Genomic DNA, 25,000 nt, shown 5'->3' on the forward strand with positions numbered 1-25,000 from the left:
GTCTACAATCGTGGTTTCGACACGGGATTCTACTTCCAGACACCCCACCAGACCAGTAGTTACAACCAGGCCACCCATACCAAAAAAGACATTGGTGAGGTGGTTAATTATTATTCCCAAGTGAATGCTGCAGAAATAAGACTGTGGAACTCTCTAGAAGTGGGAGATGAGATTATGGTGCAGGGCCCTACCACGGGATCCATCAATCAGAAGGTGAAATCCATCCAGATTCACCACAAGAATATATCTAAAGCAAAAAAAGGACAAAATGTGGGCATTCTACTCAAAAATAGAGTTAGACCTGGCGATTTAGTTTACAAACGGATTAAAAGGGAAATTTGAATTGAATTGAATTAAACTGATTATCACCATACACTATGTAATGGGATCTACCCCCTGCCTTCTATCTTAAATTTTAGTTATTAAAATAAAAAAAAGAGGAAATGAACTTTTTTATGAAGATTTTTTCCCTACGTGTCTCTCAATTTTTTTTGCTTATCTAGGAATCTTTTTCTTCCATTCGATTGCTTAAAACTACATCTTTAAGGAAGAAACAGGATACCAATCCCATTATGCTTATAATGAGGCCGAAAAGGTACACGTTGTGAATGGCCAGGTTCATGAGATCCGGGGGAATGTTACTGGCCGTGTTGATGTCCTGGTTTATGGTTAAATTTACTATCACTCCAAATATAGGCAGGGCAACCGTGGCTCCAATGTTTCTGAAAAACTGCATGGATGCTGTTCCCACTGCTATGTCCCTACGAGAAACTGCATTCTGCACAGCAACGTTGAATATGGGGTAGGTCATACCGGTACCCGCCCCCAGCACCGCGGCGTAGATCACCAGTTCCCAGATAGTGCTGCCTGTTCCCAGGGTAGATAGCAAAAACATGCCGGCGGTGATGATTATGAAGGCCATTACGGCTAATTTTTTATAAGTCCCGGTTCGGGAAATTATCTGGCCGGCAAGGATGGAGGAAAAGGTTAAACTTAAAAGCATGGGGATGATAAGCAGCCCCGAGTATTCTGGACTTAACTTTTGAACTCCCTGAATGAAAAGAGGGAGATATATGATTCCACAGAACATCACCGCACTGGAAAGGAACATGGCCACCGCCGAAACATTGAATACTGATTTTTTAAACAGGCGGAGGGGTAAAATAGGTTCTTTTGCTCTTTTTTCTTGGTATAAGAATGTGGCCACCATGACCCCTGCAAAAATGAACAGGGCAACCAGGAGAGAACGGGGGATGTTCGGGTTTTCAATGAAGGTCAAAGCCAGGAACATGGAACTTAATGATGCTATTAACGTGATTATTCCCTTGTAATCAATTATTCGTTCCTTTAACACCTCTTCCATGTGGGGGAAGTACGAGAGGAGAAGGTAGATAGCAGTCAGACCAACTGGTATGTTGATGAAAAACACCCATCTCCAGCCCACAAAACCGGTGATAAATCCTCCCAGAACCGGTCCCAGGACGTTGGCCAGTCCGAATACTGATGAGAGGATTCCCGCGTATTTTCCTCGCTGTCGTGGGGGAAATATCTCGGCGACCACTATGAAGGGAATGGTCATGAGTATTCCCCCACCCATCCCCTGCAGTCCCCGGAAGAAGGTGAGTTGCAACATGTCCCCGGCAAAACCACAGAGAATAGAAGCAGCTACAAATAGTGCAATACCTAATACTAAGATGCGCTTCCTACCATACATATCTGAAAGCTTTCCTGAAAGGATTATAGCTATGGTTGATGCCAGCATGTAGATGGTAAAGGGCCATACATAGTAAGCCATGCCTCCCAGGCTACTGATGACTTGAGGCATAGCCGTGCTCATTATGGAGTTATCCAGGGCACCCACCAGTAGACTGACCATTAAAGCCGTCATGAGCACTTTAACCTCTACCGGTGCTAATTTACCCCCCGCACTAGGATTACCATTTTTAAAATCAACATCAGTCATTTTTTACTCCCTGTATCTTGAACAAAAGCTTTTTAATGGTTTTCACTGAACGGGTGAGTTCTTCCATTTCATCCCCATTTAAGCCAGATAAGTTGTTCAACATGTTTTCCTCCACCTTAATCCGTGCCTTTTTCATGAACTCCTCACCCTCGGGAGTAATACTGATTAAAGTTATCCTACGATCCTTTTTATCCCCTTTACGTTCCACCATGCCGTCAGAAACCAGTTTATCAATGTGAGCCGTCATGTTAGGTCGGGAAATGTAGAGATACTCCCCAATAACCGATATGGGGAGACTTCCCCGGTGCATCAACAGCCCCATGATCTGATAATAAGCAGCTGATGTTTGTTTATTCTTAAAATCCTTTGATGTGCGTACTTTCTGGTAAAAAATAGGTACGTATATTAAAAGATCGTCCAACATGTCCCTGATCTGTGTATCTTTATCTGTCACCCAATCCACCACATTTAATTAAATTATTGAATAGTTAATTTTTTGAACTATTAATTAAATGAATCATTTGTTATATAAAGGTTAGGATTCGGGTAGCTCCGTGATCAATAGGTAGTTAAGATCCCAACCCAAGATAGAAATAGAAAAATTTTATCTCACAATAAGGTTATATCTAATAAGGAGATACTGAAAGTAAAAGCCCAAAAAGACTTATAATAATGGGAGAATGTTCCAGAAAGGAGTTGATAGGATGAAAATTCAGGATGCCATGGAAAAAGAAGTAATCAAATTCCAAGTGGACGATCGCATCGTGGACGTGGCGGGAAGCCTACGTGAAAACAAGATCAGTGGAGCACCAGTGGTGAGTAAAGAGGGCAAACTGGTGGGAATCATCAGCGAAGGTGATATCATGCGACTCCTGGAAGTTCACTCCCCCCACATAAACCTGATACTGCCCGCCCCCCTGGATTTAATCGAACTACCCGTGCGTATGAAGTACGAACTGGATGAAATAGCCGAGGACATGAACAAAGCCGCTTCCCTCCTGATCGGGGAGATCATGACCAAAAAACTGGTAACCATAAGTCCAGATAAGGACATTGCCGATGCGGCCCAGCTTATGGACACCCACGATATTAAAAGACTGCCCGTGGTGGACGAGAACGGAGAAATGGTGGGCATAGTCACCAGGGGCGACATAATCGGAGCCATGGTGAGGGGATGAGTAAGGGTAAGCACATAGCAATATATGGTAAGGGAGGCATTGGAAAATCAACCATTGTTTCCAACCTGGCTGCTTCCTACTCCCCGGATAGGAAGGTCCTGGTAATTGGCTGCGACCCCAAAGCAGACACCACCCGCACCCTTGTTGGGCAGAGAATCCCCACCATACTGGACATATTAAAAGAAAAAAAAGGCGCACAGGAAGAAGACGTTCTCTTCTCCGGATACGGTGGTGTGATGTGCGTGGAAAGCGGAGGCCCGGAACCCGGTGTTGGCTGCGCTGGAAGGGGCGTTATCGTGGCCATGAAACTACTGGAGAACCTGGAAGTTTTAAACCAGGACCTGGATGTCATTATCTACGATGTGCTGGGTGACGTGGTCTGTGGAGGATTCGCCGTACCCCTCCGGGAAGACTATGCCGATGAAGTGTACATAGTAACTTCTGGGGAGTACATGGCTTTATACGCCGCCAACAACATTTCTAAAGGTATAAAAAAACTCAAAGGCAATCTCGGAGGTATTATCTGCAATTGCCGTGGTATCAACCGGGAAGTGGAGATCGTGAAAGAGTTCGCCCGCCACATTGGAACCAGGGTTATAGGGGTAATCCCCCGCAGTGAACTGGTACAGCAGAGTGAAATTGATGCCAAAACAGTTATGGAAAAATTCCCAGAATCAGAACAGGCTGAAAAGTACCGGGAACTTTCTGTAACCATTTTAAACAACGATGACTTCGTAATTCCCCAGCCTATGGATGCTGAAGAATTCGATGCATTCTTCCGGGAATTTCAATAGGGAAATTCCATAAAAAATCTAATTAAATCCATCCCCCCATAAAAACCCGGATCAATCCAGATCTTCCAGGGTTTTAACCCTTAATTTTAATTTTTCAAATCCCGATAGGCAGTTTGCTGTGGCCGGGGACTGGCTAGAGAAATAGAACAAATGGGACAGGCACCGGCAATCAGAACAACCAAAACCAGGGATTCCTTCACCACCCTCTGCTATCTGGGTTGCCAGTTCACATTCGTGTTTTACACCATCATCACTGAAGAATACTTCCCTTATCCTGGAGTTAGGGTTATCCAGGAGGTAATCCACATGCCAGTGCATTTTTTTAGTAGGGCGCAGGTGTCTTTTAATCCTCCCACCCAGGGAGTTCAGTGCTGAACCCACATAAACATAGGAACCACTTTTAAACTGCATCTCCCCTTTTTTACCAATTTTTATGTATTGATCAACCTTTAAGTCTATTAAAATACAATAAGTACCCTTCAGTATGGTTTTTTTGGCCATAAATATTCACTCAAAGTCATTTTAAAGCTGGAACCCTACACCCGATGCCAGGGGGATGAATTTATCCCCAAACTCTCCTTTAAAGCGACATAATGCTTCAAAACCCGTGCAATGACCCATGGCAATGACTTCCGGGTTCAGTTTTTTGATGGCCTCCACTGTTTTTTCTATTCTCTGGGGAGGGGCATTCATGAGGTGGGAACCTCCGATAACTGCGTATATTTCGTCCTGGAAGTATTCCTTGGCAGAGTAGAGTATGTTGACTATGCCCTTATGGGCACATCCGGAAACCAACACCAGCCCCTCGTCAGTTTTTATCACCAGGTTCAGTTCATCCTCAAATTTATCCAGTAGGAGTTTTCCATCCACATCAACCCTCAAATATGAGGGTATGGGTTCAAAACCGCACTGGTAATCCACCTGGTTGAAGATCCAGGTATCTTTACCCAGGGAAGTGTTCTCGGTGACCCATTCCCGGTTAAGTGTTTCCGGATCAACTGTTTCTGGGAAACCAATGTAACGTTTCTCATCATCCTCCACTGCATATTTGGGAGCTAAGGCCTGAGGATGCATATAAAATTTGGTTTCATTAGGTTGACTGTTGATTTTACTGTCCATTAAGGCGGATAATCCACCAGTGTGGTCGTTGTGCCCGTGACTGAGGAGCACTTCCTCCACGGTAGTGATGCCCAAAACATCCAGGTTCTGTCTCATTACCAGGGGAGTTTTTCCCGTGTCCACCATAAAGGTTTTGTTATCCCGTTCCACCAGTAAGGAAAACCCATGCTCAGCATATAAATTTGATTTAAATCCCGCCCGGTTATCTATTATACAAGTAATCTTCATGTAAATACACCCTGAACCAGTTAGTTCCCCATCGTTCCTAGTATCCCCTACATATGTTCTTAACTATATACCCCCAACATAAATTAATGATCATCACATCCCTAAAGTTAAACGGTGAATTAAATGGAATATACCTTTCAAGCCAGAGGACATCACAACGTAACCTCCCAGCACAAAACCACCTTCGAAGTAACCCAGGATACCGAGATAGGACTGGCAGCAGATTGTATCGTGGGAATATCGGCTAATGTTTCCTTAAAAGACATTCCCCGCGAGATGAAGGATGCCATCCAAAATGAAGAAACGAAGATTCAGGTGATCCTGGAAACAGAAAATGCGAAAGACGTTATTACCGGTTATGGGCACTCGGCACTGACTCTGGATCACCCCACCGACATGGTTTGTCGTAAAAGTAGTTACACTTGCAGCCGGACCCTGATGATACAAGCGGATAAAGCTGCCGTGGATTTGAACCCCGACCTGGTAAAGGATCTACAGGAGGGAAAACCCCTGAAAGTAATAATTAAGGTCTGAAAATAATATTTAATGGATAAAAAAAAGTTCATACAAGTGCAGGGGACGGGATTCGAACCCGCGAAGGGACTCACCCACTAGGCCCTCAACCTAGCGCCTTTGACCGCTCGACCACCCCTGCTGTGCTAATTCTCACACAAGAGAGTGAAGCATACCATCTTCTCTTACTTACACTATTTAAAGGTTACCGTTACTGATTGGTACCCTATTTAAATGCTTAAAACAGTTTACCTGAACAATAAAAAGCCCCTAATTATTACCAGAGTTTTTTCATTATTGTGAATTACTTTAAAGGGTTTTAAGTAATTAGAAGATAAAGATTGAAATATTAGAAATAAATCAGTTGATCGGCAGGGTGCTTTCATTTATGCAGGCAGTTAAAACCACTCCCCAGGGAATAAACGTGATGATAGAAGTTTCACCTAAGTCAGACCAGTTCCAGATAACCGGCTACAACCAGTGGAGGAAAACCCTGGAAGTGAAACTTAAATCCCCGCCAACTAAAGGTAAAGCCAATAAGGAACTAATGAAAGAGTTCTCCAAATTGACGGGTCACGCCACGGACATTGTTGCCGGGCATAAAAGCCGGCAGAAGACCATTTTAATATATGATATGGGTGAGGAGGAGTTTAATAAGATTTTAGAGGACTTGAATCTGACCTTTGGTTAGATAAGCCCTAATTTTAAACTAAGGCCACAACTTTAAAACATGCCCCCACAACTGACATCCACATCATTTTAAAAAAAAAATAGTTAAGGTGTGCTGGTTAGGCACATCTTAGAGGTAACGGGAATAGTTCTCTTTATACCATTCCACTGTTTCTTTTAAGGCCTCTTCAAATGAGAACTGGGGCTTCCATCCTAATTTCATAGTCTTGGTAGAGTCAAGAGAGTAACGCCGGTCATGGCCCAGCCGGTCTTCCACGAAGGTGATCAGACTTTCTGGTTTGTCCAACAGTTCCAGTATGAGGTGGGTTATTTCCAGATTGTTTTTCTCGTTTCCACCACCGATGTTGTAGACTTCTCCCAGTTTACCCTTAGTTAGAGCAGTTTCTATTCCTTGACAGTTGTCCATGACGTATATCCAGTCCCGGACGTTTTTACCATCCCCATAAATTGGTAAGGATTTATCCTGCATTGCGTTGAGGATGAAAAGAGGTATCAACTTTTCCGGGTACTGGCGTGGCCCGAAGTTGTTACTGCTCCGGGTGATGATTATGGGGGTGTTGTAGGTCCTCCAGTAAGCACCTACCAGAAGGTCACCACCCGCTTTACTGGCGGAGTAGGGACTGGAGGGGTCCAGGTTATTTTCTTCAGTAAATGACCCTGATTCTATGCTACCGTAGACTTCGTCGGTGGATATCTGCAGGTAACGTTCCACATCGTACTTACGGACATTTTCCAGGAGGTTGTAAGTCCCTATAACATCGGTTTTAACGAATACTCCGGGATCCTCAATGGAACGGTCCACATGGGTCTCGGCCGCGAAGTTTACCACCATGTCACAGTCTTTCATTATCTTGGAGACCAGTTCCTCGTCGGCTATGTCCCCTTTAACGAATTCAATTTTGTCACGAACTTCCTTCAGGTTCTCCATGTCGCCAGCATAGGTTAACTTGTCCAGGACCAGGACCTCATAATCTTCATTCTCACATAGGTGGTGTACGAAGTTGGATCCAATGAATCCTGCACCACCGGTAATCATTATCTTCATTAAAAATCACCTTTATCCGTGTTTTTTACTCTCATCCAGTATCCAGTCATAGGGGATTTCATCGGTATCTGGATCAAGACGGTATTCATCGGGTTCATCGTAGTTAAACGGTAAGGTAGGCACACTCACAAAGAAGGCGGTTTCAGTTCCCACTGCTTTGAACCCATGGTAGACCAGTGGAGGTACGCTTATAAGCATCGGATTCTTGTCTCCCACGAAAAATTCGTTTACTTCACCATAGGTGGGAGAATCCTCTCTGCTGTCATATAAGGCGACCTTCATCATGCCGTTAACGCAGGTGAAGTTGTCAGTCTGTTTTTTATGGAAATGCCAGGCCTTCACCACTCCGGGATAGGCGGTGGTCATGTAGACCTGTCCAAATTCCTTGTAAATTTCATCATCACATCTTAATATTTCCATTAGCCAGCCCCGCTCATCAGGAATGACTTTAAGCTTCTTTACTTTTACGCCGTCAATCATAAATACACCGTTGAATTCTTCTTGGAAAGTTTTATATATCTCTCTCTTATTAACCATTACCATGGATAATCTGGGGGGAACATATAAGCCATTTATCAAATACCCCTGTCCAAAAATATGAAAGATATTTAATGCATGAAGATTATTTTAGAAATAAATTGAAATAATTTTAGACTAAAACTTGCAGATTTAATTATTACCCATTTAGCACGTCCCTGAATATCTAAAGATACAGGGAACTGGAAATTAGAATTAAGGAGGCACGATTATGAAGGCGGTTATACCTGCTGCAGGACTCGGAACCCGGTTTTTACCGGCCACCAAGGCCCAACCTAAGGAAATGTTACCAGTTTACAACAAACCCACCATACAGTACGTGGTGGAAGAGGCAGTAGCCTCGGGAATCGATGATATATTGATTATCACCGGTAAGGGAAAAAGATCCATTGAGGACCACTTTGACCGTTCCTTTGAACTGGAGTACTCCCTCCGTAACTGTGGGAAAATGGATTACCTGGTGGAAGTAGAGGCCATATCCGAGATGGCAGATATTTATTACGTCCGTCAAAAAAAGCAGAAGGGACTGGGAGATGCCATACTCTGCGCCAAGAAACATATCGATGGCCAGCCCTTTGCCGTGCTTTTAGGGGACACTATAAGCCAGTCACAGGTTCCCTGCACCCGACAATTACTGGATGTCTATGAAAAATATAATGCCTCGGCCATTGCCATTGAAAGAGTGCCCAAGGATAAGATTGAACGTTACGGGATAATCAAAGGGCAGCAGGTTGAAGACTCTGTTTACCGTATTGAAGACATGGTGGAAAAGCCTCGCCCAGAAGAAGCACCATCTGACCTGGCCATCACCGGCCGGTATGTGCTGGACTGTGAGATATTTGACCACATAGAGAATGTGGAACCTGGTGTGGGTGGAGAGATACAGTTAACCGATGCCATGAGGCAGTTAAATGAAATCTACGGCCACATATTCGATGGGAAAATCTACGACATTGGGAACAACGTGGAATGGCTGAAAAGCTCCCTGGAGATTGCACTGCAGGACCCGGATGTCAATGGTGAACTTCGGGAGTATTTGAGGAATATTATAAAATAAATATTTCACCTTAGGAGGAATTCTAAGCAATGAATTCCTTTCTAAGATTACCTACACTTGAAAATCCATTTCTTACCTGTTTCATATAATTAATCTTCCGGGATAAGAGCCTAGGTAAGCAATAAATTAGTTAGGATTTAGAAGCTAAAATTTCTTCTTTAGCTTTTTTAGCCTGTTCAAAATTAGGATTTAACTCTAAAGCCTTTTCAAAGCATTCCAGGGCTTCTTGATCTACACCCATTTGCATGATTGTAATTCCTTTGGAATAATAACCTCTTGCATCATCTGGATCTAACAATATAACCCTATTAAAACATGTTAAGGCTTCTTTATTTCTTTTAAGTTCATTTAAAACAAGTCCTTTATCTCCCCAACCCCCTGTAAATTTCGGATTTAACTTTAATACCTCATCAAAACAATCCAAAGCTTTTTGGTATTTACCAAACTCTTTTAGAATATTTCCTTTGTTATACCATGCAATATAATCATTTTTGTCTAACTCTAAAACTTTGTTGTAGCATTCTAAAGCTTCTTTATCCCTTCCAAACCTTTTTTCTAAAATGAAACCATAGTTGTACCATGCTTTGGAATCTTTTGGGTTTATTTTTGAAGCCTCCTTGAAACATTCTAAAGCTTCTTGATACCTTCCAAGTATTTCAAGGGTTACTCCTTTATTATACCACACTTTATAATTTCCTTGATCCAATTTTAAAGATTCATTATAGCATTTTAATGCTTCTTTTTGTTTTTTGAGATTTCCTAAAGTCATACCTTTCTTAAACCAATTCATTGGATCTTTTGAGTTTAATTCTAAAGATTTATCGTAGCATTCTAAAGCTTCTTGATACCTTCCAAGTTTCAAAAGGGCAGAACCTTTATTGTACCATGTTTCAGATCGGTTTGGAGACAACTTTATAGCTTTGTCGAAACATTCCAATGCTTCTTGATATTTACCAAGATTAGCAAGTTTAATACCATTAGCATTAGCTGAACTCTTTTTGAAACTATCAAATAATCCCATGAACTCACCTGATTAATAAAATTTATTTAGGTGGAACTCCTTCAGGCCAACAAGTATATGTGGCGTGACCTACAACAAAACTTATTCCTGCAATTCCATGGGCAAGATCAATTGATCCACCTATAATATCGCCAGAAGTTATCTTATTAATACCGATCAAATTACTACTATTTGATAATAACATAACCACAGATATTGGGCTAAAACTTATATTTAATACTTTCTATTCATATTAACATATACAAAACATCAGTATTTAAGAACATAAAAAAATATAAATTCTAATTAAATGTTTAATAATTATTTAAATTAGTATTAAAGAATAATTAATGCTTAATTTTTAATTTAATTAAAATTAAGCCTTTTTTATATAATTTTAACGACTAATCCTAAAAAATGAAATAAAAAAAAGTGTTATTCTATTAAACAACAATAATGAACGAAAAAATAGTTAATTAAATAAAATAAATCCCAAAATACTTAATTAATTATCCTTTTTATGCCACTCCCAGGCCGTACTGATAATTTTAGTTAGATCATCGTATTCTAGTTGCCATTTCAGGATTTTACGGGCCTTTTCGGAACTTCCCACCAGTACGGGCGGATCACCCGGTCGTCTCTCGGTTTCAGTGGCCTTTATCTCTTTACCCGTGACTTTCCGGGCCTCTTCAATAACTTCCCTTACTGAAAAACCGTTACCATTTCCCAGGTTGAAAACTTCACTTTCTCCCCCTGCATCTAAATATTTAAGGGCTTTTATATGGGCATCAGCCAGATCAGTGACGTGTATGTAATCCCGGATGCAGGTCCCGTCCGGTGTGGGGTAGTCTGTTCCGAATATCTTTATATCCTCTCGTTTACCCATTGCTGCGTCCAGTATTAACGGGATCAGGTGGGTTTCCGGGTCGTGCCTTTCCCCCACTTCACCTTCTGGATCTGCCCCAGCAGCGTTGAAGTAACGCAGGGAAACATAGCGAAGGCCATAAGCGGAGCTGTAATCCTTTAACACTTTTTCTACCATTAACTTTCCCTGGCCGTAGGGATTTATAGGGTTCTGAGGATGATCTTCGGTTAAGGGTATTTTCTGGGGGTTGCCGTAGGTGGCACAGGTCGAGGAGAACACCAGTTTCCTTACTTCAAACTCGTTCATCACCTGAAGAAGGTTCAGGGTGTTGCGGAGGTTGTTGAGGTAGTACTTCTGGGGGTCTTCCACTGATTCTCCCACATAGGTGAATGCTGCAAAGTGCATCACTGCCTCTATCTCGTACTTCCGGAAGACGTTCCTTATTGATTCCAGGTCACCCAGATCTACTTCTTCAAAGACTCCCCATTTCAGGAAGTCCGGGTGTCCGTAGCTCATGTTGTCCAGTACCACGGTTTCGTATCCTGCTCTGGTTAGTTCCTTATTGGCATGGGAGCCAATGTATCCTGCCCCTCCAGTTACCAGTATCATGGATAAAGGTTAGATTTTATCACATTTAATTGCATCGCGTGTGGCTACCAGTCAATTGTAGGTTAGTAATGTGGATTTCTGTGAAACAATGGAAAAAAGTTTTATATACTAAAAAATCTTCTTATTATTTAATAAATAAATTAATTCCTACAGAATACCATCAGGATGATAAAAATGCGCTGGGAATACGTTTTAATTATAATCTGCAGCATGATAGTGGCTGTTTCTGGTTGCACCCAGGATGATTCCCCATCACTGAACTACTCCTCACCAGCCAGCAACACCACCAACTCCAGCACCACGGCCGTTCCTACCACTACCAGTAGCTCCACCAACCCCCAGACAGAGGTGAGTGGTAACTGTTACAAGGTGGTGGACGGAGACACCATCGATGTGGAGGGAGTGGGTAGAGTGCGTTTTGTGGGTGTTAACACCCCGGAAAGGGGAGAATCAGGGTACCAGGAAGCCAAAGACTACGTCAAGACCATGTGCCTGGGCAAAACTGTGGGACTGGACATTGATAATGCTAAAAACAAGGACAAATACGACCGTACCCTGGCTGTGGTCTACGTGGATGGAGTGAACCTCAACCAGGAACTCCTGAAGAAGGGTTACGCTGAGGTGATGTACATTCCCCCATCAGAGTTCAATCCTTATAAATGGACCTGAAATAAGATTAAAATTAACCAAAAAACAATAACGAAGTTTAAGGTGTGAATTTATAGTACTCCCCATCGGTAAGGGTGAACTTCCTTAAAACTCCCTTGTTTTCCAGTGAGGTTATGAGGTTGTACATGCTGATATCAGTCAGTTCCATTTCTCCGTAGAGGAGGTTTCCCTCCAGCAGGGTACGGGATATTTTTCCCGATTCATCCACCAGTTTCTTGATTATTTCCATGGATTCCAGTTCCTTTTCCGAGAACTTATCTTTTAATTCCTCTGTTTCTTCGCTCTCTTCCTCCCCCTTAGCACCCTCTTCCTCCAGGGGAACATCATCAGTTACAGAATCCATTTCACTCTCGTTATTAACTTCAACAGGAGTATCGGAAGGGTTAACATCCTCTGTACTGGTAGGGGTAGGGATAGCCTCTTTTGGAGCATTATCAACGTCTTCCACTGTATCAATGGTTTCGTTAACATTACCTTTCTCCGTTGAAGATACCTCACCGGCATTATCTTCAACTGTTTCTTTTGAAGATTCTCCTAATGGTGTTTCTGGGTGAATGGTTCTTTCATTTTCTTTACTCTTCCTGTCCTTTTCCAGGTAGATGAACCCCTCCCGGCGAGATATGTAATTTTCTTTCTCCAAATGTTCTAAAATAGGGTTAAGATCCTCTTCACTCATGTCCAGGTCGAGTTTGAGAATTTTATAGGGGATTCCTCCCTGGTACTCTGCGTGGAAGTATTTAATGCCGTTTAAGACCCTTTTCTGTTGGGAGGTGAGAAAGTTCATAAATATAGATTGTTCCACTTTAATATGCATTTTTTTAATAGACTCATTATTTTTCAGTAAATATTATATATATTATCAACTATTCGTAATATTGCTAATAAGTATTAAAATTGATATAGCCCAAAAAGTGCTATGAAGGTTGAAAAATGACAGACGAAAAGCCAATAAATATAGAATTTGAAATTGAGAATTTCGGCCCTATTACTAATTTACGATGTAATGATAAAACACGTTCGCTTAAAATGGGGATATATGCGAATAATGGGGTTGGCAAAACATTTTTCAGCCGTGCTTTCAGATTAGTATCCCAAAATAATCATAATACATCCAATAATCTTTTGACAACAGATCAATCAAAAGGCAAATTTACATTTAAAATTACAAACGAAAAAGACTCAGAAAAACCCTTAAGAAAATTAGAAATTGAATTAAACGAAAATTCTAAACCAATCATAAGAAATGATACAGGATACATTTTTCATGTGTACAACAGTGAGTATGTGGCCGAAAATTTGGAAAAAGAAAATTATAACCCAAACGATAATGACATTAAAGGGTATATTCTAGGCAAATCCAATATTGATTTGACCAAAGACAAATCAGAAAAAGAGAAATTCATCAAAAATCGGGACAAAATACAAGATAAAACCAATATTGCCATCATAAAAGTTAAAGAAGATTTAGTACGTCTTGGTGTGTCTCCAATTACAAATAATTACAAAGAAATTGATTTTAACAATTTATACAAAGGAATAGAAAAACAAGAAGACAAAAGTTTTGAATCCCTTGAAGAAATGTATCAAAAATTAGAATCAATGCCAGATGGAATAAACAACGTGCAAAAACCAAACTATACAATTAATAGTGCCGTTTTAAACGAAATTAAAACAATTTTATGTACTCCTTTTGAAAAATCTAAATTAAATGAAAGTTTCGTTAAAAAATTACAATCTAAACAAACTTTTATTAAAGAAGGTTTGAATTTATATCATTCTGATAACTCACAATGTCCATTTTGTAAACAAAAATTAGAAAAAAACGCGCTTGAAATTATTGAGTTATACACTCGATATATTGATGACAAGGAAGCTAAAATAATTAATAGTATTGAAACTGCCAAACAAAGATTAGAAAGGTTGAAAACAGATATTGAAACCCAATACAACGAATTTTATGAAATTAACACCCAATATAATGATATTAAAAAATATTTTCCATATCTAGAAGGTGAATTAAAAAGATTCCGTGACAATGAAAACGTGCTTAAAGAGATAAATGAACTAATGATAATGCTAAATGAAAAAAAAGAAGATATAACTTGTACTAATTTTGAATTTAATTACCATATAGAAAACATCCAAAAATTTTTAGAAAAATTAAAAACAGATTTACAAATCCAAATTGATGAGATCAACACACTTAATGAAACTAAAAACAAAATTAAAGATCAAAAACTTTTATTAAGGAAGCGGATGTGTAATGCTAAATTTATATCTCTCAAAAAAGATCAAAAAGACAATATACAAAAAATAAAAGAGTTAAATCAAAAAATTTCTGAAAAAGATAAGTATATAGAAGAAAAAGAGAATGAAGCTATAATAAATAAAAGGACAAAAGTTGTTGAAACCTTGAAAGAGCTTTTAGAATTATTTTTTGGAGATAAATATACCTTTGATGAAGATAAATTTTGTATAAAGTTTAAGGACAAATACTTGTATCATAATGCAACAAATGTGTTAAGTGACGGCGAAAAGGGAATTGTTGCATTTTGTTATTACCTTGCTACTGTTCACTCAATTATTGATAAAGAAGAAGACTATAAAAAGCTATTTTTTGTTATTGACGATCCAATCTCCAGTATGGATTATGGATTTGTTTATGCTGTTGCACAAAGTATAAACACACTAAATCAACATTTCGATCCTGAATTAAAAAGATTTAGATTTATAATACTCACACATAATTTAGATTTCATGAATATATTAATGAGTAACAGGATTATTTGTCAGAAATATATGTTTACCCATAATAGAATTAGTAAATGGAAAGAACAATTGATGTTACCCTATGAAAACCATTTAAAAGATATTATGCTAGTTTCAGAAGAGAGAAATCCATCACACACTACTCCCAATTCCATAAGACATGTATTGGAAACAATATGTAAATTTGAAAATCGAGAAAAAAACCTTGATAAATATATAGCAGAAACTCCTGAATTGAGAAAAAATGCACACATTCCTAAGTTAATACAAGATTTATCACATGGAAAACCTCGTTCGGATGGGCTGAATGAAGAAGTGTTGATTAATGCATGTAGCACAGTTATAGACTTTATTTCAGTCAAATATCCAGGTCATCTTCAAGGATTAAATTAAAATAAATGAATGAAATCTTAAATAGGGTATCTTAATTAATTTTAGATACTTGAGAAATTCCACCCACCTTTTCAATACTAAAAAGGTTATCAGCAAAACTCTCTAGCTCTCTTTCATGAGATACTAATATAATTTGAGGGCAATCAAGTTCGTTTAGGATTTCTCGAATTTTGTAGAGTTGTTCTTTGCTAAATCCATCTGTTGGCTCATCCAATATCAACAAATTAGATTTCATTCCAGTTGAAACATTTTTAACAACATTGTTTAAAGCCAAACGGTAAGCAAGTGCAACACTAGTCTTCTCACCACCACTCAAATAATTCATGTCTTGTTCAAACCTATCCTGTTGAACAATTGGAGAAAAATCTTTGTCGTTCAATTTGGCAGTTTTAGTATCATCATCAATAAGCATATTGAACCATTTTTGGAAGTTATCATTAAACTCATTAAATCGTTTATTCATCACATGATTTTCAATTAATCTAATCGTTGGAACGAAATAGTCGTTCAACCATAACTGATACTCATTTAATCTATCTAACTGAGTTTTAAGTTCTTCCTTTCTCTGGATTTCTTCACATAATCTGAATATATTTTCTTTAATACTCGCAATCAAAGTTTTAGTGGATGCTAATTCGTCATTAATATTCCTAAATTCTTCTTTAATTTTATCATAATTCAAATTCAATTCATCCATTTTCTGTAATAACTCATCCAAATTATCAGATTTCTCTTTTGCAGTTACCAGATCATTTTCATACCGCTGAATATCTGATTTGAAAACCAGTATCATCTGTTTATTTTCTTCAATTCTTTCCAAATTCTTTTTGAATTGATAATTGGCATTGTCAAGAATTTTCCTATTTCTTTCAAACTCTTTTAATTCATCGAGAGTTTTTTCAAGACGATACATGTACTCATCAATATTTTCAAAGTCTACTGAGTCATCTGTTAATGATAGTTTCTCATTCAATTTGTGTAAATTTATTTTAACAGAATCAATCCTGTCATTTAAAGCACATAAGTTGGATATTTTTTTGATAAGTGATTCTAAATCTTCTAACTTACTTTTAAGACGAGCTAATTCCCTTTCTTTCGACTTACTTTCATCATTTGTCTTTAATAACGACTCATTTAGACATTTAAGTTCATTATTGATTTTATTAATCTCATCTTCCATTTCATTTTTTAAGTCTTTTTTGTGCTCAAAATCTAATAAAGTACCACAGATAGGGCATGAACCTTCCAATTCTTCTAAATTTCCCATTTTTTCGAGAATATTATTCCTTTTAGCTTCCAATCTGTATTTCTTCTCTGAAATCAACTTTATATTCTCTAAATCAAGGTTTATTAGATCATTCTGTTTATTTATTCTAGAAATCAAAATTTCTTTCCCATATTGTAATTCATCAAGATTTTTGTTTTTATCTTCACCAAGATCACTTTCAATTTGCTGTTTATCCCCATTGAGTAAATTTAAATTAGCAGTTAAACCTTCACGATTTTTAAGCAGCTCTTTAACAAACTTAATCTGTTTGTTCAAATCATCCTGATTTTTATTCGTTGGCCTTGCCCTCTCACCCAATTCATTAATAATTGGCAAAAATCTAGATTCGTTTTCGTCCTGAGCTTCTATTATTTCTTGGTCATATCTACCCAAAGATTGATTTTTATCTGCTATTTGCTTTAACAGGTGAGGAATTTCTGCTTTTATTTCTTTAGTTTGTGAAATCAAATCATTTAACTCAAGAATTTCTTTCCTCTGCCCATTCACCATTCTTTCCGTGATTTCTTGAGTGTTAGAAAGTTCACGTAGAAAAACTTCTTTTTCTTCTTTTTTTGCCAGCAATTCTTCAAATTCTATGGTTTTTTCTATAAGATCATTGGTTTGACCAGACAAATAGCTAGTTTTATTTTTTAAATACCTCAAAATGAGATATGCATTATCTGCAGCAACCATGTAATCTTCAATACCAAAAGCTTTCCTAAGAGTTTGGAGTCTTGATTCTGGTTTTTGAGTGATAATTTGTTTCATCTCTTCTTGGGGAGTGTAAATTGCATACCTGAAAATATAACTATTTGCTCGAGGATTTGGATCTTCCTTAAAATCAAGGATTTCAAGAATTTTTTCTTTCATTTCAGAAGGAGATAACTGCCATTTAGCACCATCAAATACCAGTATTCCCTTATCCTGCTTTACGGGAGAGTCAGTATTCTTTCTAAGTAATCTTCTCTCGATTCTACCATGTTTTCCTTCAATTTCAAATTCTAAAATAACAGAACCTTTCAGAGTATTTTTACGTAATAAAGAATCTCCTCTCTGATTTCCAAGTCCAAATAATGCAAATTCAATAGCCATCAAAATTGTAGACTTCCCAGAACCAATGTCCCCCTCAAAGAGAGATATTCCCAATGGAAATTCTATCTTAGCCCGTTCATAACTTCTTATATTCCGGATAATGAGTGATTTGAATATCATTTAATAACCCTAAATATTTAAAATGTTTAAAGAATCTTTTAAAATCCTGTTGGAATAGTTTGCTTTTTTTTCATTGACTTTTTGACTCTCTTTTAAAATATTCATCAAATTTACAGCCAAATCAACGCCATTTTCATCATTCAAATCATCATCTAAAACGTCAACATTGGAAATGTTATCTTTAAACAAATTTCTTTCAATTTCAGAATCTTCTTCTCCTTTATAAGTTACTGCTTCAAATTCTTTAGAACGGAATGAAAAATGAGAAATACCCACATGAATAGCTCCTTTATCCCTAATTTTCATCCTTACTTCGTTAAAATTAATATCTGAAGTTTTTCCACTTGTCAAAGTACCTTGAACTTTAACAATCACTATTTTTTCATTAAAGTCTGTTACTTCGATTTTATTCATGATTTCATCATTAAGCTGATTTGAAGTTTTATTCTTGGCATTGAAATGTAAACATTCGTATTCGACCTTTTTAGATTTACAAAACTTTATATTTTTGACTTTTTCATCGAATTCGACTATATAAAAACCTCTTTTCAAAGTTTTGCCTTTATTTTTTTTACAAGCAGACATTTCCATATCCCGTGGATATCCTGCAAAAGGAGAACCAGGATAAACAATGGGACCATATTCCGGGAAATCTGCTATGTAAAGTTCCTCATGAACATCTCCACCAGCATAATAGTCAAACCTTTGAGGAAGATAAGATAGTTTAAGACTGTCAGTAGGTAACTTCCTAGGTAAAATATCCAGTCCTGCGTGGAAAACAAAAATCTTAAATCCCTCTTCAGATTCTAAACTAGTTCTATCTAGCATTTCAAAATACTCTCTTTCTAATCCGAGTTTTTTAGCGGAAATACCAACTAATTTAGCTTTAGTTTTGGGATCAACCGTGAATTTAAGCCCTAATTTCTCTTCACCTGTTTCTTCATCATCATAAATTTCAGGTAAGAATATTTTTTTCAATAAACCACTTTCAGCAATAATATCAATTATAGAAGTTGCATTTGGGCTGAAATCATGACTCCCATATATCACATAGATGGGAATTCCCAGTTCATTGATTTCTTTTAGTTTTCCCACAGCATCTTTAACTACACCTAAATCTGGTAGATTTGAGTGAAATAAATCCCCCGCTATTATTATAAAATCGACATTCTCTTCAACGCATGTGTTCAATATATATTCAAATGTTTCAAATTCTAATTTTCTTAATTCAGGGGTTTTTTGAGCCCCTAAATGAACATCAGCTAAATGAGCAAATTTATACATTTTTATCAGCCTGAAATCTGTGTACGTACTTTTTCCTGTTTACCCTCATTTCCGGTTTGGAACTTTTTAATATAATCATTGAAATAGGGGATTTTGATTGGAATAGCAAATTTAGTGAATACACTACTTACGATAGCTTCTCCTTTATCCAAACTAGCAATGATGCGATTATCTTCAGATAGATCTTGAGCAGCACTTTCAATTATTGCATGTCTTTCTACAGACATTTCATTTCCCAAAATTATTTTAGTGTTCATATTCGCAAGAATGGTTTTTGGTATAAGGCTTGACAACTGAGTAATAGCAATCAGTCCAATCTGGAATTTACGTCCTTCCCTAGCTATAGTACCATATATATTATTTCCACCAGGGGATTCCATAGCTTCTTTACCTAAAACACGAGGTGCTTCTTCAATTATAACACTAATAACTGGTTTTTTCCGCAATTCATCAGTATTGTACTCTTTATACTGGTAAAATAATTTCTCTAAGATCATGCTTCCGACTAATAACTCTTCGGGGTCATTCAATTTTGAGCTGTCAATAATAACGATCTTACCTTGTTCCAGAGACTCAGTTATGTTGTCAATAGTACTTTCACCAACAACTCCACCTTTAAAGAGGCTACTTCTGTAACCTAATTTGACCTCACCCTCTTCATCTTTTTTAACATAAATACCAAGAATATTCTCTAATTTTCGTTTCAAAACTTGCAAAGTTTTTGGATGAACTCCCTCAATATGGTGAGTATTAAATGTCTCAAAAATCCAGTTTTCTCCAAAACGATTGTGGATGAGGTACACTGCTTCACTTTGTGCTTGAGTTAAGTAAGTTAAGCCTTTGACCTGTTTAGGAGTAATTGATTTAATATTTATAATTAGTTTAGATTGGCCAATAGGAGGATCAGTTGAATAATACTCTAAAAAATCATCACTATCCTCATGATCTTTCAATCCAATATCATTCCGCCCATAATACTCATCGTGAGGATCTAAAACTAATATACCTGCATCTTTAGAACTTAAAAGACTGCACAACATCACTTTTACTAGATTACTCTTCCCCCGCCCAGTTGTGGCTGGAATTAATATGTGGTGAGTTAAAGCATCTTTAGCATTTATATAAACATTTAAATCTTCTAGAACATTTGAACCGCTTCGAACATTCCCCAAATATAATGAATTTTGTGTGTTTTTAGGTTTTAAAAATTTAAGATCTTCTGTTTCAATAGAAAAGAGAGGATTAAAGAAATTTGGTAATCTTTTAGGGCTCTTCGTTTCGTATTTATCTTTTTTTTGATGAACGGCTAACATTGGTTTAGCCGCAGCCACAGAATAATTAGCTAATTCAGGTTCAACAAATCCTAAATCAGGGTTATGGCCTTCTAATTCCATACCTGCGAGTAATTCATGCATTGCCGGAGATATCTGGCTTTTATATTCTATATCTTTAATTTGGAGGATCGTGTAATTTCTGTTGTTATACAAATCTTCGGGGTCAAAATTATCATTAACCACTAATAATTCACCAATCTCGAGTTTGTCGCCACTTCTTTCCCTAATTAAAATGTTTTTTAATCCACCACCAACAATTTGACCTCGTTTATCCATTTTATCCTCTCTTTATTTATTATCCAATTTTTCATGTGTGTCTACAATTTTCATCAGAGGATTAACTTTTGACCAAACCCCTTTTCTTGAAAGTTCAGAATATAATTTAGTTTTGTAACCTTCTAACTCATCATTTTTAACTCTAGCCCACATGTCAGCATCAATTAATCCATAAGGATATCCAGGTAATCTTATATCTCTTGAATTGTCAGCCACCAATGAAAGAACTTCTAAAATATCATCTTTATTCATTTTATCTGCTTGTTCTTTTAATATTTCAAATCTGAAAGAAGTATAAGCATGTTTATTTAACTTGACTATCATTATTAGAGCACGATGATTAGAATTTTCTTCTTTACTCTTCGCTACAGGATAATAACACCATTTATCATAAGACAAATTAGATTCCTCAGCTAATCTTTGAATAGAATCAACAAGGGAAATTTGAGTGTCAGTTGTTAATCTACAAGTTTTAGACAGGCCTGCGAAGATTACCTTTTTTTCTAAAGCTTTTTTAAATACATTATCAACATATTTGTATTCATTAGTATGACTTGTCTGTAATGATCCATCTTTAATTATTATATCCCCAGAATCTAACTCAGAATCGATCATATGTTCTGCGATTGTCCATTCTGAAAATCTCCGGGCCATTGACGCCATTCTTTCCATTCCCGCCTGTGTACCCGTTTCTATTTCCTCATCATGAGTGCTTGCTTTAAGATCTTTCTCATTTGGCAAATATTTTAGAAAATCCTCTTCAGCAGCTATTTTCGTTTGGAATTCTATATTTTTACCATCCATTTTGGAAGAAGTGAACGATAAAAACTCAATACGCTGTGAAATATTAGATCTGGGAGCTATACGCTCATTATTTCGGAAAATGTTGAAATAAACACGATTTAATTGAACAGAATATTCTGGAGCAGGGAGTAATTCTTGGTTTCCACCGTCAATAAAAGCAAGTTTCTTTTGGTTTTTTGAAGCTTTTATTTCATGGAAATTCTTTTCATCTAAAGGATAGGACTTGTAATTCTTTTCATTGAAGAAAGGATTTCCTAATTTCCTTTGAGATATGTCCGAACTCAGTATTTCAGCAATTTCTCTGATACTTTTAATGTATAATCCCCCATTGACTATACATAAGATTAAATTTAAGGGTAAATATTTTTTTTGAAGTTTTGTTACCTATCTTTCATAACTAACAGTTTTTCTTGAAGAATTCCAGGGTAAATTATTATTTAATTAACTAAAAACTATTGAATCCTCCATTCTGACTATATGATTATGTTAATTCATTTAAAAATAAAAATATGTGATTTGTATACTTAATCAATTAAATAATTCTATCTTCAGGTAAAAAAATAAGAATTTAAAGTTTAAAAAATAGATTTAAAAAATTAAATAGACTAACTCCATTTGTTACTCTCAGACTATGGAGAATCCACCGTCTACAAAAATGGTCTGTCCGGTTATATAGGAGGAGGCATCCGATGAGAGGAATAGGATTGCTCCGTTTAGTTCTCCTTTCCGGGCAGGGCGGTTGAGGGGTACGATCCTGCTGTACGCTTTTAGGAAGTCATCAGATTTAAAGAGAGTGTCGGCGGTCATTTCCGATTCAAAAAGACCGGGACCAACTGCATTTACGGTTATTCCGTATTTTCCGTAGGAGCAGGCCATTCCCATGGTCAGTCCACGAACCGCTGCTTTTGATGCATTGTAAACGTGGCGTATGAACATGTCATCCTTGTCTCCAGCAATGGAGTTGATGGAACTGGTGTTCACGATTTTCCCGTACTTATTTTCAATCATGTGGGGGATAACGTGTTTGGAGACCAGGAAAATTCCTTTAACATTTACATCCATTCCCATATCCCAATCTTCCACACATAAATCACACACTCCACCCCGAATTGCCACTCCGGCATTGTTCAGGAGGATATCTATCTTTCCAAAGTAACCAATCACTTCTTCAATGGCTTTTTCCACGCTTTCCTCATGGGCCACATCACACTGCACTGCCAGGGCCCTTCGTCCGGTTGATCGGATTTCCTCAGCCAGGGCCTCCAATCTTTCTTTTCTCCGGGCCAGAAGTGCTACATCTGCACCTTGTTGGGCGTATGCCCTTGCTGCATCTGCTCCCAGACCACCGGAAGCACCGGTCACCACGGCCACTTTCCCCTTTAAATCACAGTAATTTTCCATTTAATCCCTCCTATTACGTTTAAGTTAATCTGTACTTTTTGCCATATCTTTCCCAGTAATTATTCTGGGTTGTATAGTATAACCATAGGACTTATCCCCCTAAAAAACTAGCGATTGTTCTGTTTGTAACGATTAATTATTATAGTTAGGTCCAAATGATCTTATAGGAAGAACTAAAAAAACATAGATGATGATCTATGGATACAAAATCTAGGATTCTCCAAACCGCCTTCAATCTCTTTCTGGAAAAAGGATTTGCGAGTGTTTCCTTAAATGAAGTTATAAAAGCATCAGATATTACCACTGGCGGCTTTTATTACCATTTCGATAGTAAAGATTCCTTAATGGTCGCAGTTATTGAAAAATATATATTTAACTATTTTAATTCAACCATAGAACAGATAAAAAACTTCCAGGGGGATCCACAGGAAAAATTGAAAAGAGTGGTGCTGACCCTGGTGGGGGCTGATTTAAACACCAGTAAACAGACGGAAATTATGGAAAACTCCACCGGCATTGATTACAGAGTGTTACACATATTATTAATAGAAGGCGTCCACAAATACAACATAATTAAGGAACATTACATGAAATTTTATTATAATCTACTTGAATTCAACAAGGAAATCATTGCGGAAGGCATATCCCAGGGAGTAATAAGGAACGATGCTGACCCCACTGAACTCGCACTGATGACCCAGAGTGTTATGATTGGAACAATTATGATGTGGGTAGTAATGCCCACCATACCTTTAGAACAGATAATGACCTCCAACATAAATCAATTATGGGATCACTTAAAATATGTTCACTAATTTTTCTTTATTTCCCTTTAACTCTTACAAATTAGTTATTTACGGAAACTATGAATTTCTGAATCGTTTTAGAGGAATTGGTTTAGAGAAGAAAGGGATTATGTCTGGAATTACATCTCAACCCAAATTTCAGTACTAAAAATAACTTAACATTCTTCTTTAGTTGAACGAGATTTAATCCAAATACCATACCCACAATCATTAAAATTATACCTACAATTTGGAATCCTTTTCCATGAGTTTGATAATATCCTAAATAAACATCTATGGCATTGATAATGAAAAGACAAATCCCTGATAGGAATGAAGTTAGAGCCAGTTTAGGATAATTAGTTTCCATAAAGAGAATTAAGTTATTCAGTAATTAAAATTATAGTAAGAACCTTTAAAAATAATAAATTCAAGGATTCTATCAAAAAAAATAGAAGTAAATAATTGGGTCTAGTTGAATTTAGTTTAAATTAAAGAGAATTGATTTAACCATTATTAAATCATTCCACATCTTTTCTTTCACCCCGCCACCAGGAGACAAATACTCCAATGAAACAAAGTGCAGTGAACACTATGAAACATAGTTGTATACTCTCCAGGAGTGCAGGGAACTGGTCAGGAGTTATCTGCACCCTTCCGATTAACAGGGAAAAGACCAGGGTGGCTATTCCAATACTCAGGGTCTGGCCTATAAGGCGCATGGTGCTCACTGTGGCGGAGGCCACTCCGTAGAATTTTCTTTGCACAGCGCCCATTATCACGTTGGTGTTGGGTGAGGAGAATAGTCCGAATCCCAGTCCCAGCACCGCCAATCCCAGGATTATGTTGGTGATCGGGGTGGTGGAGTCAATGAAGGTCATGGTAAACAGAGCAATAGTTACTGTAGCCATTCCCGCGGTGGCTATAAGACGTGCCTCAATACGATCAGACATTCTACCAGCAATAGGGGCAGTTATAGCCATAATTATGGGCTGAGCCACCAGTATTATGCCTGCGGTCTGTGGTTCCAGTCCCTTGATGTACTGGAGGTAGTAGCTTAAGAGTAAGGTAACGGCAAAGGTGGCACTGTAGTTAATGAGAGCAGCCAGACTGGAAAAAGTAAATGCAGTGTTTTTAAACAATCTTATATTAAATACCGGGCTTTTAGCCCGGAGTTCCCAGCGGATGAATGCCAAGAAGCCCACAAC

24 protein-coding genes and 1 tRNA gene (2 of these 25 running past the window's edge) are annotated in these 25,000 nt (G+C 37.6%); 9 read left to right on the forward strand and 16 right to left on the reverse strand.

The features are described from left to right. Positions 1–342: the final stretch of a U32 family peptidase gene (locus CIT02_RS05375; protein WP_292614729.1), read on the forward strand. Its footprint begins 909 nt before the window's first position; 342 of the gene's 1,251 nt are visible here — the last part of the coding sequence; its start codon lies beyond the left edge, outside the window; the stop codon is at positions 340–342. Between the two features lie 157 nt (positions 343–499). Here the strand turns inward: CIT02_RS05375 and CIT02_RS05380 are convergent, their stop codons facing one another. Then, complete coding sequence (locus tag CIT02_RS05380) at positions 500–1,963, reverse strand: MDR family MFS transporter (RefSeq protein ID WP_292614731.1); 1,464 nt, start codon at positions 1,961–1,963, stop codon at positions 500–502. Then, positions 1,956–2,417 carry a MarR family winged helix-turn-helix transcriptional regulator gene (locus tag CIT02_RS05385; protein WP_292614733.1) on the reverse strand — a complete coding sequence of 154 codons (462 nt, stop codon included), beginning with the start codon at positions 2,415–2,417 and terminating at the stop codon, positions 1,956–1,958. Before CIT02_RS05385 ends, CIT02_RS05380 begins: the two co-directional genes overlap by 8 nt. A gap of 250 nt (positions 2,418–2,667) precedes the next feature. Here CIT02_RS05385 and CIT02_RS05390 point away from each other — a divergent pair, with 250 nt between their 5' ends. Further along, positions 2,668–3,141, forward strand: coding sequence for a CBS domain-containing protein (locus tag CIT02_RS05390; RefSeq protein WP_292614735.1), 474 nt, complete (start codon positions 2,668–2,670; stop codon positions 3,139–3,141). Continuing rightward, the gene (gene cfbC / locus CIT02_RS05395; protein ID WP_292614737.1) at positions 3,138–3,935 is read left to right on the forward strand and encodes a Ni-sirohydrochlorin a,c-diamide reductive cyclase ATP-dependent reductase subunit; all 798 of its coding nucleotides are present in this window, start codon (positions 3,138–3,140) and stop codon (positions 3,933–3,935) included. The genes CIT02_RS05390 and cfbC overlap by 4 nt, the downstream gene beginning before the upstream one ends. Before the next feature lie 51 nt (positions 3,936–3,986). On the opposite strand, the gene CIT02_RS05400 is transcribed toward cfbC, so the two are convergent. After that, positions 3,987–4,418: a DUF123 domain-containing protein gene (locus CIT02_RS05400; RefSeq protein WP_292614911.1), complete on the reverse strand. Its 432-nt coding sequence runs from the start codon at positions 4,416–4,418 to the stop codon at positions 3,987–3,989. 39 nt (positions 4,419–4,457) lie between these two features. After that, positions 4,458–5,282, reverse strand: a complete 825-nt coding sequence (locus tag CIT02_RS05405; RefSeq protein WP_292614739.1) for an MBL fold metallo-hydrolase — start codon at positions 5,280–5,282, stop codon at positions 4,458–4,460. Between the two features lie 123 nt (positions 5,283–5,405). Between CIT02_RS05405 and CIT02_RS05410 the strand changes: the two genes are divergently transcribed. Beyond that, positions 5,406–5,816, forward strand: a complete 411-nt coding sequence (locus CIT02_RS05410) for a DUF371 domain-containing protein (protein ID WP_292614740.1) — start codon at positions 5,406–5,408, stop codon at positions 5,814–5,816. 37 nt (positions 5,817–5,853) lie between these two features. Here the strand turns inward: CIT02_RS05410 and CIT02_RS05415 are convergent. Continuing rightward, a tRNA-Leu gene (locus CIT02_RS05415) sits at positions 5,854–5,937 on the reverse strand. 246 nt (positions 5,938–6,183) lie between these two features. On the opposite strand from CIT02_RS05415, the gene CIT02_RS05420 reads away from it, so the two are divergent. After that, entirely contained in the window at positions 6,184–6,486 is a 303-nt protein-coding gene (locus CIT02_RS05420) for a DUF167 domain-containing protein (RefSeq protein WP_292614742.1), read from the forward strand. A gap of 108 nt (positions 6,487–6,594) precedes the next feature. On the opposite strand, the gene rfbB is transcribed toward CIT02_RS05420, so the two are convergent. Then, positions 6,595–7,530 (reverse strand): dTDP-glucose 4,6-dehydratase, encoded by a 936-nt coding sequence (rfbB, locus tag CIT02_RS05425; protein ID WP_292614744.1) that lies wholly within the window; start codon positions 7,528–7,530, stop codon positions 6,595–6,597. 12 nt (positions 7,531–7,542) lie between these two features. Further along, positions 7,543–8,010 carry a dTDP-4-dehydrorhamnose 3,5-epimerase family protein gene (locus CIT02_RS05430; protein WP_048073768.1) on the reverse strand — a complete coding sequence of 156 codons (468 nt, stop codon included), beginning with the start codon at positions 8,008–8,010 and terminating at the stop codon, positions 7,543–7,545. A 268-nt stretch (positions 8,011–8,278) separates the two neighbouring features. Between CIT02_RS05430 and galU the strand changes: the two genes are divergently transcribed. Next, positions 8,279–9,124 carry a UTP--glucose-1-phosphate uridylyltransferase GalU gene (galU, locus tag CIT02_RS05435; RefSeq protein ID WP_292614746.1) on the forward strand — a complete coding sequence of 282 codons (846 nt, stop codon included), beginning with the start codon at positions 8,279–8,281 and terminating at the stop codon, positions 9,122–9,124. A 130-nt stretch (positions 9,125–9,254) separates the two neighbouring features. Here the strand turns inward: galU and CIT02_RS05440 are convergent, their stop codons facing one another. Then, positions 9,255–10,145 (reverse strand): tetratricopeptide repeat protein, encoded by an 891-nt coding sequence (locus tag CIT02_RS05440; protein WP_292614748.1) that lies wholly within the window; start codon positions 10,143–10,145, stop codon positions 9,255–9,257. 484 nt (positions 10,146–10,629) lie between these two features. Beyond that, on the reverse strand, positions 10,630–11,598 hold the full coding sequence (galE, locus tag CIT02_RS05445; RefSeq protein WP_292614750.1) for a UDP-glucose 4-epimerase GalE: 969 nt from the start codon (positions 11,596–11,598) through the stop codon (positions 10,630–10,632). Positions 11,599–11,772: 174 nt separating this feature from the next. On the opposite strand from galE, the gene CIT02_RS05450 reads away from it, so the two are divergent. Beyond that, positions 11,773–12,267: a thermonuclease family protein gene (locus tag CIT02_RS05450; RefSeq protein WP_292614752.1), complete on the forward strand. Its 495-nt coding sequence runs from the start codon at positions 11,773–11,775 to the stop codon at positions 12,265–12,267. Positions 12,268–12,304: 37 nt separating this feature from the next. Here the strand turns inward: CIT02_RS05450 and CIT02_RS05455 are convergent, their stop codons facing one another. Beyond that, the gene (locus CIT02_RS05455; RefSeq protein WP_292614754.1) at positions 12,305–13,051 is read right to left on the reverse strand and encodes a hypothetical protein; all 747 of its coding nucleotides are present in this window, start codon (positions 13,049–13,051) and stop codon (positions 12,305–12,307) included. A 146-nt stretch (positions 13,052–13,197) separates the two neighbouring features. Here CIT02_RS05455 and CIT02_RS05460 point away from each other — a divergent pair, with 146 nt between their 5' ends. Beyond that, positions 13,198–15,429 (forward strand): AAA family ATPase, encoded by a 2,232-nt coding sequence (locus CIT02_RS05460; RefSeq protein ID WP_292614756.1) that lies wholly within the window; start codon positions 13,198–13,200, stop codon positions 15,427–15,429. Positions 15,430–15,460: 31 nt separating this feature from the next. Here the strand turns inward: CIT02_RS05460 and CIT02_RS05465 are convergent, their stop codons facing one another. The 5 genes from CIT02_RS05465 to CIT02_RS05485 form a co-directional block, all read right to left on the reverse strand. Next, entirely contained in the window at positions 15,461–17,908 is a 2,448-nt protein-coding gene (locus CIT02_RS05465) for an SMC family ATPase (RefSeq protein ID WP_292614758.1), read from the reverse strand. A gap of 9 nt (positions 17,909–17,917) precedes the next feature. Continuing rightward, positions 17,918–19,192 carry a DNA repair exonuclease gene (locus tag CIT02_RS05470; protein WP_292614760.1) on the reverse strand — a complete coding sequence of 425 codons (1,275 nt, stop codon included), beginning with the start codon at positions 19,190–19,192 and terminating at the stop codon, positions 17,918–17,920. Positions 19,193–19,197: 5 nt separating this feature from the next. Continuing rightward, positions 19,198–20,802, reverse strand: a complete 1,605-nt coding sequence (locus tag CIT02_RS05475; RefSeq protein WP_292614762.1) for an ATP-binding protein — start codon at positions 20,800–20,802, stop codon at positions 19,198–19,200. Between the two features lie 12 nt (positions 20,803–20,814). Further along, entirely contained in the window at positions 20,815–21,951 is a 1,137-nt protein-coding gene (locus CIT02_RS05480) for a DNA double-strand break repair nuclease NurA (protein WP_363124158.1), read from the reverse strand. Positions 21,952–22,230: 279 nt separating this feature from the next. Continuing rightward, positions 22,231–23,007: an SDR family NAD(P)-dependent oxidoreductase gene (locus CIT02_RS05485; protein WP_292614764.1), complete on the reverse strand. Its 777-nt coding sequence runs from the start codon at positions 23,005–23,007 to the stop codon at positions 22,231–22,233. Between the two features lie 197 nt (positions 23,008–23,204). On the opposite strand from CIT02_RS05485, the gene CIT02_RS05490 reads away from it, so the two are divergent. Beyond that, positions 23,205–23,822: a TetR/AcrR family transcriptional regulator gene (locus tag CIT02_RS05490; protein ID WP_292614766.1), complete on the forward strand. Its 618-nt coding sequence runs from the start codon at positions 23,205–23,207 to the stop codon at positions 23,820–23,822. A gap of 491 nt (positions 23,823–24,313) precedes the next feature. On the opposite strand, the gene CIT02_RS05495 is transcribed toward CIT02_RS05490, so the two are convergent. Continuing rightward, a protein-coding gene (locus CIT02_RS05495) for an MFS transporter (RefSeq protein WP_292614768.1) crosses the window boundary here: on the reverse strand, positions 24,314–25,000 show its 3' end. Its footprint extends 711 nt past the window's final position; 687 of the gene's 1,398 nt are visible here — the last part of the coding sequence; the start codon falls outside the window, past its right edge; the stop codon is at positions 24,314–24,316.

The organism is Methanobacterium sp. BAmetb5 (assembly GCF_003491305.1).
Classification (GTDB): Archaea; Methanobacteriota; Methanobacteria; order Methanobacteriales; family Methanobacteriaceae; genus Methanobacterium.